The organism is Salegentibacter salinarum, assembly GCF_900168115.1.
In the GTDB taxonomy this organism is placed as follows: domain Bacteria; phylum Bacteroidota; class Bacteroidia; order Flavobacteriales; family Flavobacteriaceae; genus Salegentibacter; species Salegentibacter salinarum.
On the sequence record NZ_FUZC01000021.1, the window covers coordinates 43,373 to 61,623 of the forward strand.

Below are 18,251 nucleotides of genomic sequence, written 5' to 3' on the forward strand. Positions count from 1 at the left end.
ACCACTTTAAGGCTTTTGATTCAGCAAACTTATATAAATTTATTTTTTCGATTCCTCTTTTATTCTTTTCACTTACTCTTTTCTTATTGCTCAATAACACTCGTTACTTCCCCGCAATTCAGCATAGCACTACCGTAATATGGATTCCTTATTTCTTCTGAAAGGCTTAACCAATCGGCGCCTTCATCGTTATTCGCCATAGGACAATGCTGAATGTAAATCTGCTCATTAAATGGTTTTAAACTTTTTGCCATCCTGATCATTTCTGCGGAAAAATCCATAAATCCGGTTCTTAATACTGAAATATCTTCGGAAGCTTTCAAAACATTTAACTGTTCCTGAAGCTCGGTTTTATAATTCACCATAGCCTCTACTGCTGAAGCGTCAAAACCTGAATTATCTACTGCTTCTATTTCATTTTCTACCGCTGTAAGCTGATTTTTAGCTTCTTCAAAATCATCTTCTACCAGGGCATCTTTTAGAGCTAAATAAGAAGTAAATACCGCTAGAATTTCGCTTTTTTCGGCCTCAGATAATTCTATTTCATTAATATTTCCTGCTCCATTTCCCGGTGGATTCATCATACTTGGTTTTCCAGCTAACTGTACCGCGGCATCCACGGTAAAAGTACCATTTACCACAATTTCCTCACCTTTATTCAAACCTTCTTTAACTACATAAGAATCACCTAAAGAAGAACCTAAAACCACCTCACGGTGTTTAAACCCGGCACCGCTTTCCACGTCTTCCTTAACGTATACCACAGAACGCTTTCCTGTCCATAAAACAGCAGATTGTGGAATCACAATTTCCTCATTTTCTGCATTTAGGCTATTTTCTATAATTCCTGTAACAAACATTCCCGGTTTAATACGCCTGTTTTCATTGTCTATTTCTACTCGTGCAGTAGCCACACGGGTATTATTATTTAACAACGGATCTATAAAATCTACCTCTCCTTCAAAGGTTTCCCCGGGCAGCGATTGAATGGAATATTTTATTTTGCTTCCTTCCTCAATCAAGGCCATATTGCTCTCATAAACATCAAAAAGTACCCAAAGTTTATCCAGGTTGGCAATTTCGTAAATAGGCATTCCCCTTTCCAGGTAATCGCCCTGTTCTGCCATTAGATCGGTCACAACACCACCAACATCGGCGGTAATTGGAAAACGATCTATAGCCTCTCCCCTGCTTAACATACTATTAATTTGGGCCTCACTAATTTTCCAGTTTCTAAGCTTCTGTTTTGCGGCTTCAAAAAGTTCCGGCTGACTTTCCCTTATCTCGGCTGCCTGTAATAATTCTTCCTGAGCGGTAACCAAATCTGGCGAATAAACGCTGGCCAAAACCTGCCCACGATTCACTTTCTCACCGGTAAAATTCACTCGTAATTGCTCAATTCTCCCCGGGATATGGGTAGATTGTGTGTAAGTGTTACGCTCGTCTACCTCAACTTTCCCGCTAAGCCTTATTTCTTTTGAAGTTTCACCTGCTCCAACAAGCATGGTCTCTACATTTGCGAGTTTCAGGGCATTATCGCTCATTACAAACATATCTGAATCCAATTCCTTTTCATCTTCTGAAACCGGAATAAGATCCATTCCGCAAATCGGGCAATCGCCGGGTTCATTTTGTCGTACCGAAGGGTGCATGGAACAGGTCCATATTTGATCTTCGCTCATTTCAGAGTGATTATGATCTTCAGCTTCTTCAGCATCATTTCCTCCACCAAAAAGCAGATATCCAAGTAAAAGTCCCAGAATAAGAATTCCGGCGGCTTTCCATATATTATTAATTCGTTTCATCGTAATTTTCAGTTTTAGCTGATAAATAATCCATTTTTGCCTGAGCCGTAAATCCGGTTTTCAAAGCTTTTATCTGCTGAGTTTTCAGCATTAAAATATCCTGGTTCATCCTGAGCACTTCCTCAAAATCGCCATCGTTATTACTAAAAGCCGAAACCAGAAGTCTGTTGGCCTGGCCAGAACTTTCTATTTGCCGTTCGTAAAGTTTTAGCAGTTTGGCAGCTTTGTTTAAATCATACACCGTTTGCTCAAATTCACTCTGCAACTGATTCTCCCGTGCTTCTTTATTTTGAATTGCAGCCTGCTGCATTAATTCGGCTTCTTTTTCTGCGGCTTTATATTTCTTTCTGAAAATTGGTAAGCTCACCGAAAACATAGGCATTATTGCGTCCTGCCCATTCATTGGCGGATTTGCATCTGTTCGTTTTGAAATAACCGAGTAATCTACACCAATCCCAAAATTAGGTAAACCCGATTTTTGAGCGGTTTCTGCACGATGTTCGTAAGCCTCCCGCTCCTTATCAAATTTGGTAAGTTCAGGATGTGTGCTAAAAGCTGCTTCAGTATCAATTATTTCATTTTGAATTCCAGAGTTAAAAATCAGAGTATCCTCAATAGAAACTTCGGCTTCCCTATCTCTATTCAATAATATATTAAATTGCTTTTTTAAACTTTCCAGCTGTTCTTCTTCCAGTTCAATTTCGGTTAAAGATTCATCACGCTTGATATCCACTCGCACCACGTTCACCATTTTTGAGCTTCCGCTTCTAAACTTACTAAGAGAAAGCTCACGATAGGAATCCAGAATATCAAGATTTTCCTCTTTTAAAGAGATAGTTTTCTCTATGGCAAAAAGTTCTGCATAGGCTTTTTTTATTTCAAAAAACAAATCGGCTCGCATTGCCAAATACTCTTGAAATCGTGCTTCTGCCAGTAAATCGGCTGCTTCCCTTTTTGTTTTTAGAGTTCCAAACCACGGAAACATTTGCATAAGGCTGAACCGGGCTTCCTGGGCTCCCAACCGGGTTTCTATCATCCTGCCAAACGCACTAAGCGTTAGGGTAGGATCTGGCAAAGAAGCAACCTGCGGCGATTGCTGCAATGCAGCTTCAAATTGCGTATAAGCAGATTGTAGCTTCGGATTATTTTCTGCTGCGATTTGGAGATAATCTTCCAACTCTTGCGCAATTCCAACTCCTCCCCAAAGGGGGATTAGAAGCAAGCTTATAAATATTTTTTTTGTGTTTATTTTCATTATCTAATTCTTATTTCTTTCAGAAATTCTAAGCCTCAATTGTAGTTGGTTCTTCTCCATTTTCTTCTGTGAAATTGGAAGAAGCATTCTCCCGCCATATGGCCTGTAAAACTGGCACCACAAAAATTGTCATAATCTGGATCAACATTCCACCGACAATTGGAATGGCCATGGGCACCATAATATCAGATCCTTTTCCGGTGGAAGTAAGTACCGGGAAAAGTGCAATTATAGTAACTGCCGTGGTCATCATTGCGGGCCGAACCCTTTTCAAACCCGCTTCCATCACCGCATCACGAACTTCTGAAACTGTTTGGGGGTTTTTCCGTTCAAAAACCTGGTGAATATAAGTTCCCATCAAAACGCCATCATCGGTTGCGATACCAAACAAAGCGATAAATCCAACCCATACTGCTACGCTTAAATTAACTTCCTGCATTTGAAAAAGGTTGCGCATATTGGTTCCGAACATATCAAAATCCATAAACCAGCCCTGCCCGTAAAGCCAGATCATAACAAAACCACCGGCAAAAGCTACAAATACTCCTGAAAAGTGGATTGTTGAAGCGATAATGGTTTTAAATTGAAAATACAGCAACAGGAAAATAATAATCAAACAAATAGGAATTAGGATCGTCAAACGTTCTACCGCCCGAACCTGGTTTTCATAATTTCCGGAGAATTTATAGCTCACTCCCTGCGGCACTTGCAATTCACCGGCATCAATTTTTTCCTGAATATGCTGCTGAGCATCGTTTACTACATTAACTTCAGCATAGCCATCGCGTTTATCGAAAAGTACATAGCCAGTTAAAAAAGTCTCTTCACTTTTTATCATTTGCGGACCACGTTCATATTTAAGCTCGGCGAGCTCTCCTAACGGAATTTGAGCCCCATCTGAAGTCGGAATTAGAATGTTCTTAATACTTTCAGGATCGTCTCTTAATTCGCGGGGATATCGCACCCTAACCGGAAAGCGTTCCCTGCCTTCTACCGTAGAAGTGATTTCCATCCCCCCAATCGCAGTTTCAATGGTTTGCTGAACGTCTTCAATACTAAGTCCGTAACGGGCAATCGCATTTCGATCTATATCTATTTCCAGATAAGGTTTTCCAACTACACGATCGGCAAAAACAGCTTCAGATTTTACTGAAGGCACTTCTTTTAGCAATTCCTCCAGTTCCATTCCAAAATCTTGAATAGTCCTCAAATCTGGTCCATAAACTTTAATTCCCATCGGTGCCCGCATCCCGGTTTGTAACATTACCAGACGGGTTTCTATGGGTTGTAATTTTGGCGCCGAAGTAACCCCGGGAAGTTTGGTGCGTTTTGTAATTTCATTCCAAATGTCGTCGGGACTATTAATATGTTCACGCCAGTTTCGGTAGAACCTTCCATCTTCATCTTCAATTAAATTTGAAGCGATTACATCTCGCTGGATAGCTTCAGTATTAGTTAAAGTGTCCCCTGATTTCAGAATAAATCGGTTTTCATCATCAACTTTAAAACGCTGCATCGAGCCGTCTTCAGCATGAATATATTCCGGTTTATAATTTATGATATTTTCAAACATAGAAATTGGCGCGGGATCCAGAGCGGTTTCTGCCCGACCTAATTTACCAACCGCAATCTCAACTTCAGGAATACTGGTTACCGCCATATCCAATTGTTTCAAGGTTTCGGTGGTTTCTTCCATCCCGGCGTGCGGCATGGTAGTTGGCATCAGTAAAAAGCTGCCTTCACTTAACGATGGCATAAATTCCTTGCCCACCCCGGGGAAAGTGTGTGCCATCCCGCTCCAAACCTGGGTTGTTCTCACATTCCAGCCTACTTTATCAAATCCGCTGGCTACAAATCCGAATAATTTTGGAAAACCAAACCAGATCATCGTACCACAAAAGATGGTAATAATAGGGAGCGTTAAAAACTTCCCTTTATTGGTTAAACACCAGTTTAAGATCGGTTCGTAAAACTTCACCACCATCATTAACACCGCCAAGGTGATACTTAGTAAAAGAATTACAAAGATATAATTGGAAAAAGCCGATTTCTGAAAGCCAAGCGGCATCCACTCTTCAGCCAGAAAGAATACGGTAACCGTCAGGATTAAACCGGGAATAACCAAATTTGTATATTTTCCAAAAAACTGTGGGTTCCTGTCTTCAACAATTTTTACAATTCCAATTAATGTTAGAGCTAAAGGCAACCAAAAACTGAAAATAATAGTCAATGCGATTCCTGAAACGATTAAAACAATATTCCAGATTTGCTGGGTTTTCTTTTTATTGATTTTAATATTGAAAAAGAAATACGACAGCATTGGCAACACAAAAACCCCGATAAGGAAAGCCGCAACCAAGGCAAAAGTTTTGGTAAAAGCCAGGGGACGGAATAATTTCCCTTCGGCATTTTCCATAAAGAACACCGGGATAAAACTCACAATTGTGGTGGCGAGTGCTGTTGTTACCGCTGGAGCTACTTCAGCGGTAGCTTTGTAGATTACTCCGGCGAGTTTATTTCCGCGGAGATCTTTATTTTCGGGCATTTCGAGCCAGCGAATGGTATTTTCAACAAACACAATCCCAACATCTACCATTACTCCAATAGCGATGGCAATCCCGGAAAGTGCAACCACATTTGCATCTACTCCAAAATAGCGCATCGCGATAAAGGTCATAAGCACCGCAACCGGCAGTAAACTGGAAATTAAAATAGAAGCTCGCAGGTTTAAAACCAATACAATTATCACGATAATACTAATAAGCACCTCGTGAGAAAGTGCTCTCTCCAGCGTATTTATGGTTTCGTTAATCAGTTGGGTTCTATCGTAAAAAGGCACGATAGTTAACTGGCTTTCGGTACCATCGGAAAGTGTTTTAGAAGGTAAGCCGGAAGATATTTCCTGGATTTTATCTTTAGTATTTTGAATAACCGCCAGCGGATTTGAACCATAGCGGGCAACAACTACACCGCCCACAACCTCAGCGCCACCTTTGTCCAAAACTCCACGGCGTTCGGCAGGCCCCAGGCTCACGCGACCAAGGTCTTTAATAAGTACCGGAGTGTTATCACTTTCGGCAACAACAGTATTTTCAATATCTTCAATAGATTCAATATATCCGAGTCCACGCACCAGGTATTCCACCTTATTAACCTCTAAGGTTTTTGCCCCGGCATCGCGGTTAGAATTCTTAACCGCCATCATCACCTGGTTGATGCCAATTCCGTAGGCTTTAAGCGCATCGGGATTTACATCAATTTGATATTCCTGCACAAAACCTCCAATGGAAGCTACTTCTGAAACTCCTTTTGCTCCGCTTAGTCCGAGTTTTACATAATAATCCTGAACCTTGCGCAATTCGTGAAGATCCCAGCCACCGGTTACGTTTCCGTCTTTATCCCGGCCTTCGATCGTGTACCAAAAAACCTGGCCCAAACCAGTAGCATCAGGGCCTAAAGCGGGTTGAGCATCATCGGGTAATAGGCCTGAAGGAAGTGAATTCAACTTTTCTAAAACCCTGCTTCTGGACCAGTAAAACTCTACATCTTCTTCAAAAATGATGTAAATACTGGAAAATCCAAACATAGAAGAACTACGAATAGACTTCACGCCCGGAATTCCCAAAAGGGAACTGGTAAGCGGGTACGTAATTTGATCTTCTATATCCTGCGGCGAACGCCCGGGCCAATCGGTAAAAACAATTTGCTGATTTTCTCCAATATCGGGAATAGCATCTACAGGAACGGGGTCACTTGGTAGAAAACCGGTGTTCCAATTAAAAGGAGCAGTAACCAATCCCCAGCCGATCAGAAAGACTAACAGCAAGATGGAAACCAACCGGTTATAAAGGAAATATTTTATAATCTTATTGAACATGAATGTGGATATACATTTATAACTATTTGATTTTGTAGTCACAAACAGAGTGTAAAATCTGATTATGAACTAAAAGAAAAGGTCAAATTGAGCTTGATTCTCAAGAATTCCGAGGCTAAAAAAGTTATTTTAGTTGGAAAGATTCTCGATACAATTCCGATTTTATCGAAATCACTCGAATTGACAAATAATTATAAAAAGTATATCAAATAAGGAAAACCTGGTCTTCGAGCTGAATGTCTTTCACCAGAAGTGGTGGGGAATAGTCTTTAAAAGGAATAATTTCTTTTGAAAAATCTTCAAAAATATAGATATAAGAATAAGCAAAGCCGGATAGGAAAACCTGTTGATCTAAGTTTAGAGAATCAAACTGGTGTTTTAACTCGTCCTGCCCTTCTACCGCTACTTTTTCATTGGAACAGCAGGAATCTTCAGTTGAAGCTTCCATTTCCATCCCGCAGGTTTTGGCTTCAGAAAAAATAGCTTTATCAACTAAGAAGCTTCCACAGAAATGCTTATCAACCGTAAAAGAAAAGGTTGAAAATAGCACTAAAAATGCCATTGCTATAGAAATACTATGTTGAAAAGCTTTTTTCATCAGCTACAAAAATAGGGAAAATTTTGATATGAAGCCGTTTCGGATTTTTCGAAATAACTTTCAATGTTATAGGTTTTCACGCTTTTTCAGTCGATAATAATAAAATGCGGGCAGTAAAATAAGAATAAATATAGGGTGAATTAGAAACCGGCGTACATAAAATAAGCCCATTACATTTTCTGCATTCAAATTAAAATAAAGGACACTGAATGTTACCAGGCCAATTCCAAAAAGTAAAGCAAAAAGCAAGGCTGCAAATTTGACGATATTCTTATCTCGAAAACTTACAAAAAGGATTACCAGGGAAATTGCAGTATTTAGCCAGTAGCGTAAACTGATATTCATTAATAATTTGGGAAAGTTAATTTCAGGGACTTCCATTGCTAAATGCCCACCGTAACGATAAAAATCGATAAGTGGATCATAAAACAGCTGATACTCAAAGTGCCTCACTGAAACCAGTAAAAGAACTAAAACTCCAATTTCCGAAAGTCTTATAAATTGTTTCATACTTTCTGTTTTTGGCTATAAATACGCACCCAGATTATCCATAGTAAAAATACGGTACCGTAGATAATCAATGGAAAAATGATGCTATGGAGAAATTCTGTATGCTGCGGATATTCGTAAATCCCGATGGTGAGAATAGCTATTCTAATAATATTCATCGCGTAAATTATTACAGTACCTGCCAATAAATAAAGCAACGTGAGTTTCAACCTTCCAAAGAATGAAAGGACAAATGCAAGAAACAGAATTATTATACTAATGGCATTGCAGCCTTCTACAATCCTTGCCAGGTAAACTTCATTCACAATAAGTTTCATGGAAAGCTCTGACTGGTGGGGTAGAATTTGCGCATTATAACCAAAACTACTGATTAAGGCTTCGCTTTGTTTCGCCACAAGATGAGTGATGTAATCTGGGAAATAAACCTGCGACCTAAAAAACTCTAAATAAACGCTATAAATAAGGGTGAAGACCAGGTAACTTCCCAAAAACATAAAAATGAAACGAAGTACTGATTTATATTTAACGAATAACCTGATCAATTTTCGAAGGGGTTTTTAACAAATTTATATAAATATGAGCCTGCGCTTGCTATAATTTTTGAATACTTTTGTAGCAAAATATCAACTATGCCATTTCAGAAATTAAAACCAGAAATTAAAACGATTCTTGAAGACGAAAATCTATCGATAGACCACAGGCTATCGCAGGTGTGCGAAGTTTTAAAAGAAAATATCCCTTATTATGACTGGGTAGGTTTTTATTTTAAAAATGGTGATAAAGACGAATTAAAATTACGTTCTTTTGCCGGTGAACCTACAGATCACACAATTATTCCCTTCGGAAAAGGAATTTGCGGCCAGGTAGCCGTTTCTAATAAAAACTTTGTAGTACCAGATGTAAAAGCGCAAAACAATTACATTGCCTGTAGTATTCATGTAAAAGCCGAAATTGTTGTACCGCTTTTCTTAAAAGGTGAAAATATTGGCCAGATTGATATAGATTCTCACACCCCAGATCCATTTTCTAGGGAAGATGAAGAATTTTTGGAATGGGTTAATGAGAAAGTGGCAGAAGTTTTAAAGGCCTAAAAAGAGAAAAAAGATTAGAGATAAAAGAAGAGGAAGCAAGAATCAAGACCTTAAAAGTCTTTGTTCTAAAATCTGTTTTCTATTGTCTTGAATTTTACATTCCCGTCCTAATTGCTTCAACAGGATCTAATTTTGAAGCCGAAATTGCGGGTATTATTCCTGAAATTAACCCTATAACTGCAGAAACTGCAGTTCCTATAAACATATTCCAGGAAGAAAGTACAAACTCAAAATCACCGGTGAATTGCGAAGCCGCAATAGATCCCAACCAAACCAATCCCAATCCAACAAGTCCTCCAATAACAGCAAGAATTATCGCTTCAAATAAGAATTGAAAAAGAATAAATTTATTCTTGGCGCCCAGTGATTTCTGAATTCCAATTAAATTGGTTCGCTCTTTAACGCTCACAAACATAATATTTGCAATTCCAAAACCGCCAACAAGTAATGAAAATCCGCTGATGATTAATCCTATAAAATTAAGTTGGCCGGTAATATTATCTATTAAATCGGCAAAACCCTGGAGCTGGTTAACAAAGAAATTATTGATATCGCCGGGTTTTATACCGCGGTAATTTCTGAGTCGCTGTTCTAAAACTGCCATATATTCGGCATTATCAACATCATCTTCAGGTTTCAAAATCAACTGCGGAAAAACACCTTTATTGTTATCGCCATAAACCCTTCTGGCAATATTTGCTGGAATAAAGACCTGCCCATCCCGGGAGCCCCCAAATAAACTGGCACCCTGTTTTTTCAGCACACCAATCACCGTGAGTTTTCTTCCATATAAGCGCACTTCCTTGCCAAGAGGGTTAAGTCCGCCAAAAAGGTTATTTGCTATTTCGTGACCTAAAACAATTACAGGAGAACCGCTAACCGATTCAGATTCGTTGAAAAATCGACCTTCCTCCAGTTCCAGAGCTTCAATATCGTAATATTCGTGAGTAATGGCACCAACCCCAACCCCGGTACTGGTTACATCCTGGTATTTTATAGACTCATCGGGAACGCCTATGGTAAAACTTATAGATTCAGTATTGGGAAGATTTCTCTTTAAGAATTGATATTCATCATAAGAAACATCGGGGAATTGTTGTCGTTTCCATTGCGGAATATCGGTTGGGCCAAAAGAAAAACGCATTACAATAATTGTACTGTTATCTAAAGCGCTTAAACTTCCTTTAATTTCACGCTCTAAAGAATCTACTGCAGCGAGTACACCAATAATGGAAAAAATTCCAATAGTAACTCCAAGCAAAGAAAGAAATGTTCTTAACTTGTTGTTTTTAAGCGCGTTTATCGCAAAATTAAAACTTTCCCTAAGTACGCGTAAATATATCAGCATAATAAATAAAGCTCGGGATAACCCCACGAAGCATTAGATTGTAAATTTAAACATTCTGCAAGCCGGGCACATTAAATCTCAGGATATCGAGTAAATAAAGCCCGGATATTTATGTGCTTAATGGTATGACGCCCGGGTTTAAATTTCGTTACAAAATTTCTGGATAAATAAAGTAAATGCCTTTTATGTTTTTGGGTTAAATACTTACTTTTGCCACTTTAACAAACACAACACAATGAGCGACTTAAAAAAAGCAAAATCTGCTTTAATATCTGTATTCAGCAAAGATGGCCTGGAACCTATTGTAAAAAAACTTAACGAACTGGGAATCACCATTTACTCTACCGGCGGCACCGAAAAGTTTATTAAAGATCTTGGAATTGATGTAGTCCCTGTAGAAGATGTAACTTCTTATCCTTCAATTTTAGGCGGAAGGGTGAAAACGCTCCACCCAAAAGTTTTTGGAGGAATTTTAAACAGGCAGGATAACGAAAGTGACGTTAAAGAACTTGCTGAATACGAAATTCCGCAAATAGACATTGTGATTGTAGACCTCTATCCGTTTGAAAAAACCGTTGCTTCGGGAGCTTCAGAGCAAGATATAATTGAAAAAATAGATATTGGCGGAATTTCCCTAATTCGCGCTGCAGCAAAGAACTTTAAAGATGTGCTTTGTGTTTCTTCGGTAGAAGATTATAAAGATTTTGAGAATTTACTGGAAGAAAAAAACGGCGAAACCAGCCTTGCAGATCGTAAACTTTTTGCCGGGAAAGCTTTTAATATTTCCTCGCATTACGATACTGCTATTTTCAACTACTTTAATGAGGATGGTGGAGTAAAAGCCTATAAGGAAAGCATCCAAACAGGAAAAGAATTGCGTTATGGGGAAAACCCACATCAGCAGGGAACTTTTTACGGAGATTTTGACGCAATGTTTGAAAAACTCCACGGAAAAGAACTTTCTTACAATAATCTCCTTGATGTTGATGCAGCGGTAAACCTCATCAACGAATTTAAAGGTGAAGCCCCTACTTTTGCAATTTTAAAGCATAATAATGCTTGTGGCTTAGCGCAACGCGACACTGTTCACCAGGCTTATGTAGATGCTTTGGCAGGAGATCCTGTTTCAGCTTTTGGTGGAGTTTTAATTAGTAATGTTGAAATTGATAGAGCTACTGCTGAAGAAATTCATAAATTATTCTGTGAGGTGGTAATTGCACCTTCATTCTCTAGTGAAGCCGAAGAAATTCTGAAAGGAAAAAAGAACAGGATTTTATTGATTCAAAAAGAAACTGAACTTCCGCAGAAACAAGTTAGAACTTGCTTAAATGGAGTTTTAGTTCAGGATAAAGACAATAAAACAGATACCCTTGAAGATTTAAAGGAAGCTACAAACAATAAACCAACAGATGGCGAGTTATCTGACCTGCTGTTTGCTTCCAAAATCTGTAAACACACAAAATCAAACACTATTGTTTTGGTAAAAAACAAACAATTGTGTGCCAGTGGGACCGGGCAAACTTCTCGTGTAGATGCTTTAACACACAGCATAGAGAAAGCGAGATCTTTTAAATTCGATTTAAATGGAGCGGTTATGGCCAGTGATGCGTTTTTCCCTTTTCCAGATTGCGTAGAGATTGCCGGTAACGAAGGAATTTCAGCAGTAATCCAGCCCGGAGGATCTATAAAAGATCAGTTAAGTATAGATTATTGCAACGAAAATAATATAGCTATGGTGATGACGGGAACTCGCCATTTTAAACATTAAATTTATTACATTTACCAAACCTCAATACCAAACAAAGCATGGGATTTTTTGACTTTCTCATTGAAGAAATAGCGATAGATTTAGGAACTGCCAACACTCTTATTATTCATAATGATAAAGTGGTGGTTGACAGTCCCTCAATTGTTGCCCGAGACCGTACTACGGGAAAAATAACCGCAGTAGGGAAAGAAGCTGCGATGATGCAGGGAAAAACCCATGAAAACATAAAAACCATTCGCCCCTTAAAAGACGGTGTAATTGCCGATTTTGATGCCAGTGAGAAAATGCTCACGATGTTCATCAAGGAAATTCCCGCGCTTAAAAAGAAAATGTTTACCCCAGCGCTTAGAATGGTAATTTGTATTCCTTCGGGAATTACAGAGGTTGAAATGCGTGCGGTAAAAGAAAGTGCCGAGCGTGTTAACGGGAAAGAGGTTTACCTTATTCACGAACCTATGGCTGCAGCAATTGGTATTGGTGTAGATATTATGCAGCCAAAAGGAAATATGATCGTAGATATAGGTGGTGGTACTACTGAAATTGCGGTGATTGCCCTTGGGGGAATTGTTTGTGATAAATCTGTTAAAATTGCGGGTGATGTTTTCACCAACGACATTGTTTATTATATGCGTACTCAGCATAACTTATATGTTGGAGAACGTACTGCTGAAAAAATAAAAATACAAATTGGAGCGGCGACTGAAGATTTGGAAGTTCCGCCGGAAGAAATGAGCGTGCAGGGGCGTGACCTTTTAACAGGAAAACCCAAGCAGGTAAATATTTCTTATCGTGAAATTGCCAAAGCTTTAGATAAATCTATTTTAAGAATTGAAGACGCGGTGATGGAAACTTTATCCCAAACTCCACCAGAACTTGCAGCCGATATTTACAATACCGGAATTTATCTTGCCGGTGGCGGATCTATGCTTAGAGGACTGGATAAACGATTATCTCAAAAAACTGATCTTCCGGTTTATATTGCTGAAGATCCTTTAAGAGCCGTGGTAAGAGGAACCGGAATATGCTTGAAAACCCTTAATCGTTATAAGGGAATTTTGATAAAGTAGGAGAAGTAGTTTTATGCAGCAAATTTTCAATTTTCTTATTCGGAATAAGAATAATATTTTATTCCTGTTTCTGCTTGCATTAGCTGTATTTTTCACCATACAAACCCATTCTTTCCACAAAAGCAGTTTTATAAGTTCGGCAAATGTGCTTACCGGTGGCATTTATTCCTGGGCCAACGATTTTGACAAGTATATGCACTTAGATGAATACAACGAGCGCTTAATGGAAGAAAATAAGCAGCTTCGTAATATATTGACCAATTTAAACGATACTATTTCCGTAGAAAATTATACTGATACCACCAGTTTTGAGAGCACGTACTATTTTAGAACCGCAAGAGTTATTAACAACAACTACGCAAAACCTAATAACTTTTTAACCTTAAACCAGGGAAAAGAAGCTGGAATTAAAACTGAATTTGGAGTTATTACCAGCAAAGGAGTAATTGGAATTGTAGACAGGGTAAACGATAGGTTTTCGCGGGTAATTTCTATATTAAATTCAGATTCCCAAATTAACGCACAGTTAAATAAAACCAATCATTTTGGAAGTTTAATCTGGGATGGTAAAAATCCAAATATTGTTCAGTTGATTGATGTGCCACGACAGGCACCCGTAAAAGAGGGTGACACCATAGTTACCGGCGGGAAATCCTTAATTTTTCCTGAAGGAATTCCTATTGGCAGTATTGAAGATTTTAAACTGGACCAAAGCGAAAGTTATTACAATATTAATGTTAGGCTTTTTAATGACATGACCAACATTGGTTATGTGTATATAATTGAAAACCTGGATAGGGAAGAAATACTGGAATTAGAGCGCGAAGATGAACAATAGTATTTTAAAAAATATCATCAGGTTTGTGGGATTAGTATTTATACAGGTACTAATTCTTAATAACATTAATTTTTTGGGGTATATAAATCCTTACCTGTATATATTATTCATTTTACTTTATCCGTTTAACGGTAATCAGAGTTTATTTTTAATCCTGTCTTTTCTATTGGGCTTCAGTATAGATCTTTTTGAAGACAGCGGCGGGGTTCACGCAGCAGCTTGTGTAGTGATTGCTTTTATACGGCCAAATTTGCTTCGGTTTTCCTTCGGAATAAGTTATGATCATCAAAATTTAAGGCTTTCTACCACACCTTTTGGAGCCAGATTAAGCTATATTTTTATTAGTGTAATTATTCATCATTTTATATTATTTTTCTTGGAAATGTTCAGCTTAAGTCATATAATAATAGTCCTTCAAAAAACGTTATTTTCAGGGATCTTTAGTGTTGTTATGATTATACTAAGCCTTATTGTTTTCAGTAAAAAATATAGATGAGAAAATTACTTCTTTACATTATTATTCTTACCACCGGCATAATTTTTCTTGCCAGGTTGTTCTATTTGCAAATAATGGACGATTCTTTTACGGTAAGATCGCAAGATAATGCTATAGAAGTGGTATACGATTATCCGCAGCGCGGTTATATTTCAGACAGAAACGGGAAGTTGATGGTTTCTAACCAACCTTCTTACGACGTCATGGCAATTCCGCGAAACCTAAAACCTTTTGATACTACTGAATTCTGCGAAATTCTAAGCATAGAACCAGAAGAACTGGGCCGACGATTAGACAAAGCCAAGATCTACTCCCCTATTCTTCCTTCGGTAATTATTCCGCAGCTAACAAAATCGGAATACGCGTATTTACAGGAAAAAATGCGGAAATATGAAGGATTTTATATTCAAAAGCGTTCCTTAAGAGATTACCAGGTAGATCACAGCGCCAATGTTTTGGGCTATATTACCCAGGTAAATCAGAAAAAAGTTAACGACGACCCTTATTATATTTCCGGTGACCTTATTGGAAGAAGTGGGGTAGAATCGGTTTACGAAGAATTACTGCGTGGCGAAAAAGGGGTAAAGTATATTCAAAAAGATAGATTCAACAGGGATATTGGCCCATATAAAGACGGGATTTACGATACGCTTCCCACCAAAGGAAAAGACATAAACATAACTTTGGATGCCGAATTACAGGCATATGGTGAAAAGCTAATGGAAAACAAACGAGGTGGAATCGTAGCTATAGAGCCTGAAAGCGGTGAAATTTTGTCCCTGGTAACTGCTCCTAATTACGACCCTGCGTTATTAGTAGGCCGGAAAAGATCTCCAAATTATACAAAACTTTATTACGATTCTATTGCAAATCCTCTTTACGATCGCGGACTTTTAGCAGAATATCCTCCCGGATCTCCTTTTAAAACTTTAACCGGTTTAATTGCCCTCCAGGAAGGGGTGATAGATACTGAAGACAGGTTCTCCTGTAACAACGGGTATAACTATGGTGCGAGGCGTCCTTTGGGCTGCCATGCCCATCCAAGTCCCCTGGACCTGGTGCCGGGAATTGCACATTCATGTAACTCATATTTTGCCCAGGTTTATCGAAAAACAATTGAAAAATATCCCACTCCACAGGAAGGAATGGACACCTGGAATAAACATCTACAAAGTTTCGGTTTGGGACAGTTTATGGGAAATGACCTTAGCACAGGGAGACCGGGTAAAATTCCCGATGCCGACTATTATAACCGAATTTATAACTACCCTACCTACAAATGGTATTCTACTGCTACAATTTCTAATGCTATTGGCCAGGGGGAAGTTTTAATGACGCCTATTCAGTTAGCAAATATGACCGCCACTATTGCAAACCGTGGGTGGTATTATACTCCACATATTTTAAAAGCAGTGGAAGGTGATCCTATAAAAGAAGAGCAATTTACTGTAAAAAATATTACTACAGTCGATCCCAAACATTTTGACCCTGTAGTTGAAGGAATGCACCAGGTATACAAAAGCGGTACCGCGAGAACGCTACAAATCCCCGGCATTGAGATTGCCGGAAAAACAGGCACTGCCGAGAATTTTGCTAAAATAGATGGAAAACGTACCCAACTTACCGACCACTCTATTTTTGTGGCTTTTGCCCCGGTAGATAATCCCAAAATAGCAATCGCTGTATTTGTTGAAAACGGATATTGGGGAAGCCGTTACGCCGGAAGAATTGCCAGCTTAATGGTGGAAAAATATATTAAAAAAGAAATTACCAGAACAGATATGGAAGACTGGATTTTAAGCCACAGTCTTGAAGAAGAATACGCAAAACCACTAAGCGGGGAACCTTTTATAATAAATAGGTAAATGAGTAAAAGCGTAGCAGGATTTGATTGGATTACCATTTTAATTTACCTTTTATTAGTTGGCTTTGGTTGGGCTAATATTTATTCAGCATCATTAGGATCTGGTACTCCTATTGATTTTTTTAATATGGATGCTCCTTATAGCAGGCAGGCCCTGTTTATAGTTTTGAGTATCTTTCTCATTATTTTAATCCTATCTATCGAGGCAAAATTTTACCAACGTTTTTCCAGCGTAATTTATACCATAAGTCTTTTAAGCTTAGCAGGATTATTTGTTTTTGGAAGTACCATTGCAGGCCAGACCGCCTGGTACCAAATTGGTCCTGTTAGCATTCAACCGGCAGAATTTGCCAAAGCAGCTACCGCCTTAGCCGTAGCGAAATATCTAAGCGGCATACAAACCAATATTAAGGATTTTAAGCACCAATTAAGAGTGTTCTTAATAATCGCCCTGCCAATGATTTTGGTGCTCTTACAGCCCGATGCAGGTAGCGCAATGGTATATTTTTCCTTTGCATTTGCTTTATACCGGGAAGGCTTGCATTTCGCTTATTTATTACTCGGATTTTTCGCAGCTATCCTATTTGTTGCCACCCTGGCATTTGGCCCGTTATGGGTAATTGGCGGTGTATTATTAATCGCAATAATAGTTTACCTGAAAAACCGAAAAAGAAGACCTAATATTTTAAAGTATTTGTTTTTCGCAGCAGTTGCAGTCGGCTTTTCTCTTTCGGTAAATTATGTATTTGAAAACGTATTTAAACAGCATCACCGCGACCGATTCAATATTGTACTAGGAAAAGAAGTGGATTCCCGAGGAATTGGTTATAATACCAACCAAAGTGAAATTGCTATAGGTAGTGGCGGATTATTCGGAAAAGGCTGGACAGAAGGAACACAAACAAAAGGTCATTTTGTGCCAGAGCAACACACAGATTATATTTTTAGTACTGTTGGTGAAGAATGGGGCTTTTTAGGCAGCACCTTTATTCTTGCGCTTTTTGTGCTACTTATGCTGCGTTTACTTTATATGGCAGAACGGCAACGCTCAACCTTCAACCGGGTATATGGATATGGAGTAATAGGGATAATTTTTATGCACTTCCTGGTTAATATAGGGATGGTAATAGGTATTTTTCCCACCGTGGGAATTCCACTGCCATTATTAAGCTACGGCGGCTCGGGGCTTTGGGCATTTACTATTCTCCTGTTTATTTTTATTAAACTCGATTCAGACAGGATGTCTTTCTAATTACAGCGCTCTGCTAACAACAAAGCAGCTGCAACAACCAGAATGATTAACGGATAAATATATTTTCTTTTCAGCATAGCGCAAAGTTAAACTTTTCGGCATAAAATTAAGGCGTAGATAAGTTTTCAGTTAATTAATTATCGATCGGGTAGAAAGGTAAGGATTATTTCCCTACCTGTCCTCCCACACCACCCAGCATACGGTTCCGTACTGGGCGGTTCCCTAATTTACGTTCTAACTTTAAGGTAATAGTCCAGAAGAGAAGTGTAACCAGCCTGTCTCAGTCTGTGGATGGTAATAGTCCTTTTGAGGATAAAGCTGTTAGCTGTATGCCAGTAGCTTTTCCTCGTGTTGGCATATTCCCACGCTTTCCACTTGTTCAGGCCAAGCTTGATAAGCATCTTTCCTTTCGTGCGGATGCGTTTCCATTGTTTCCAGATACACATCCTTAGACGTCGACGGTACCAGCGATCTATGTTTCT

General features: G+C 38.7%; 13 protein-coding genes. 6 read left to right on the forward strand and 7 right to left on the reverse strand.

All coding sequences use genetic code 11. The annotated features are described in order from the left end of the window. Positions 1 to 83 precede the first annotated feature (83 nt). The 6 genes from B5X53_RS17360 to xrtF all read right to left on the reverse strand — a co-directional run bounded on the left by B5X53_RS17360 (position 84) and on the right by xrtF (position 8,587). Positions 84 to 1,805 carry an efflux RND transporter periplasmic adaptor subunit gene (locus B5X53_RS17360; RefSeq protein ID WP_079714491.1) on the reverse strand — a complete coding sequence of 574 codons (1,722 nt, stop codon included), beginning with the start codon at positions 1,803 to 1,805 and terminating at the stop codon, positions 84 to 86. Beyond that, positions 1,792 to 3,060 carry a TolC family protein gene (locus B5X53_RS17365; RefSeq protein WP_079714492.1) on the reverse strand — a complete coding sequence of 423 codons (1,269 nt, stop codon included), beginning with the start codon at positions 3,058 to 3,060 and terminating at the stop codon, positions 1,792 to 1,794. The genes B5X53_RS17360 and B5X53_RS17365 overlap by 14 nt, the downstream gene beginning before the upstream one ends. Before the next feature lie 28 nt (positions 3,061 to 3,088). Next, a complete protein-coding gene (locus tag B5X53_RS17370; protein WP_079714493.1) occupies positions 3,089 to 6,937 on the reverse strand; it encodes an efflux RND transporter permease subunit in 3,849 nt (1,282 codons plus the stop codon). 205 nt (positions 6,938 to 7,142) lie between these two features. Further along, positions 7,143 to 7,535 carry an HYC_CC_PP family protein gene (locus tag B5X53_RS17375; RefSeq protein WP_079714494.1) on the reverse strand — a complete coding sequence of 131 codons (393 nt, stop codon included), beginning with the start codon at positions 7,533 to 7,535 and terminating at the stop codon, positions 7,143 to 7,145. 66 nt (positions 7,536 to 7,601) lie between these two features. Next, positions 7,602 to 8,045 (reverse strand): exosortase F system-associated membrane protein, encoded by a 444-nt coding sequence (locus B5X53_RS17380; RefSeq protein ID WP_079714495.1) that lies wholly within the window; start codon positions 8,043 to 8,045, stop codon positions 7,602 to 7,604. Further along, positions 8,042 to 8,587, reverse strand: a complete 546-nt coding sequence (gene xrtF, locus B5X53_RS17385) for an exosortase family protein XrtF (protein WP_079714496.1) — start codon at positions 8,585 to 8,587, stop codon at positions 8,042 to 8,044. The genes B5X53_RS17380 and xrtF overlap by 4 nt, the downstream gene beginning before the upstream one ends. 87 nt (positions 8,588 to 8,674) lie before the next feature. Here xrtF and B5X53_RS17390 point away from each other — a divergent pair, with 87 nt between their 5' ends. Further along, the gene (locus B5X53_RS17390) at positions 8,675 to 9,136 is read left to right on the forward strand and encodes a GAF domain-containing protein (protein WP_079714497.1); all 462 of its coding nucleotides are present in this window, start codon (positions 8,675 to 8,677) and stop codon (positions 9,134 to 9,136) included. A gap of 94 nt (positions 9,137 to 9,230) precedes the next feature. Here B5X53_RS17390 and B5X53_RS17395 read toward each other — a convergent pair whose 3' ends face one another. Next, the gene (locus tag B5X53_RS17395; protein ID WP_079714498.1) at positions 9,231 to 10,484 is read right to left on the reverse strand and encodes an ABC transporter permease; all 1,254 of its coding nucleotides are present in this window, start codon (positions 10,482 to 10,484) and stop codon (positions 9,231 to 9,233) included. 235 nt (positions 10,485 to 10,719) lie between these two features. Here B5X53_RS17395 and purH point away from each other — a divergent pair, with 235 nt between their 5' ends. From purH to rodA, 5 genes are all read left to right on the forward strand, one after another. After that, positions 10,720 to 12,252 (forward strand): bifunctional phosphoribosylaminoimidazolecarboxamide formyltransferase/IMP cyclohydrolase, encoded by a 1,533-nt coding sequence (gene purH / locus B5X53_RS17400; RefSeq protein WP_079714499.1) that lies wholly within the window; start codon positions 10,720 to 10,722, stop codon positions 12,250 to 12,252. Between the two features lie 38 nt (positions 12,253 to 12,290). Continuing rightward, positions 12,291 to 13,319, forward strand: a complete 1,029-nt coding sequence (locus tag B5X53_RS17405) for a rod shape-determining protein (protein ID WP_057482684.1) — start codon at positions 12,291 to 12,293, stop codon at positions 13,317 to 13,319. Between the two features lie 13 nt (positions 13,320 to 13,332). Further along, positions 13,333 to 14,157: a rod shape-determining protein MreC gene (mreC, locus tag B5X53_RS17410; RefSeq protein ID WP_079714500.1), complete on the forward strand. Its 825-nt coding sequence runs from the start codon at positions 13,333 to 13,335 to the stop codon at positions 14,155 to 14,157. 492 nt (positions 14,158 to 14,649) lie between these two features. Then, on the forward strand, positions 14,650 to 16,518 hold the full coding sequence (gene mrdA / locus B5X53_RS17420) for a penicillin-binding protein 2 (RefSeq protein WP_079714502.1): 1,869 nt from the start codon (positions 14,650 to 14,652) through the stop codon (positions 16,516 to 16,518). After that, a complete protein-coding gene (gene rodA / locus B5X53_RS17425; protein WP_079714503.1) occupies positions 16,519 to 17,769 on the forward strand; it encodes a rod shape-determining protein RodA in 1,251 nt (416 codons plus the stop codon). Positions 17,770 to 18,251: the final 482 nt, after the last annotated feature.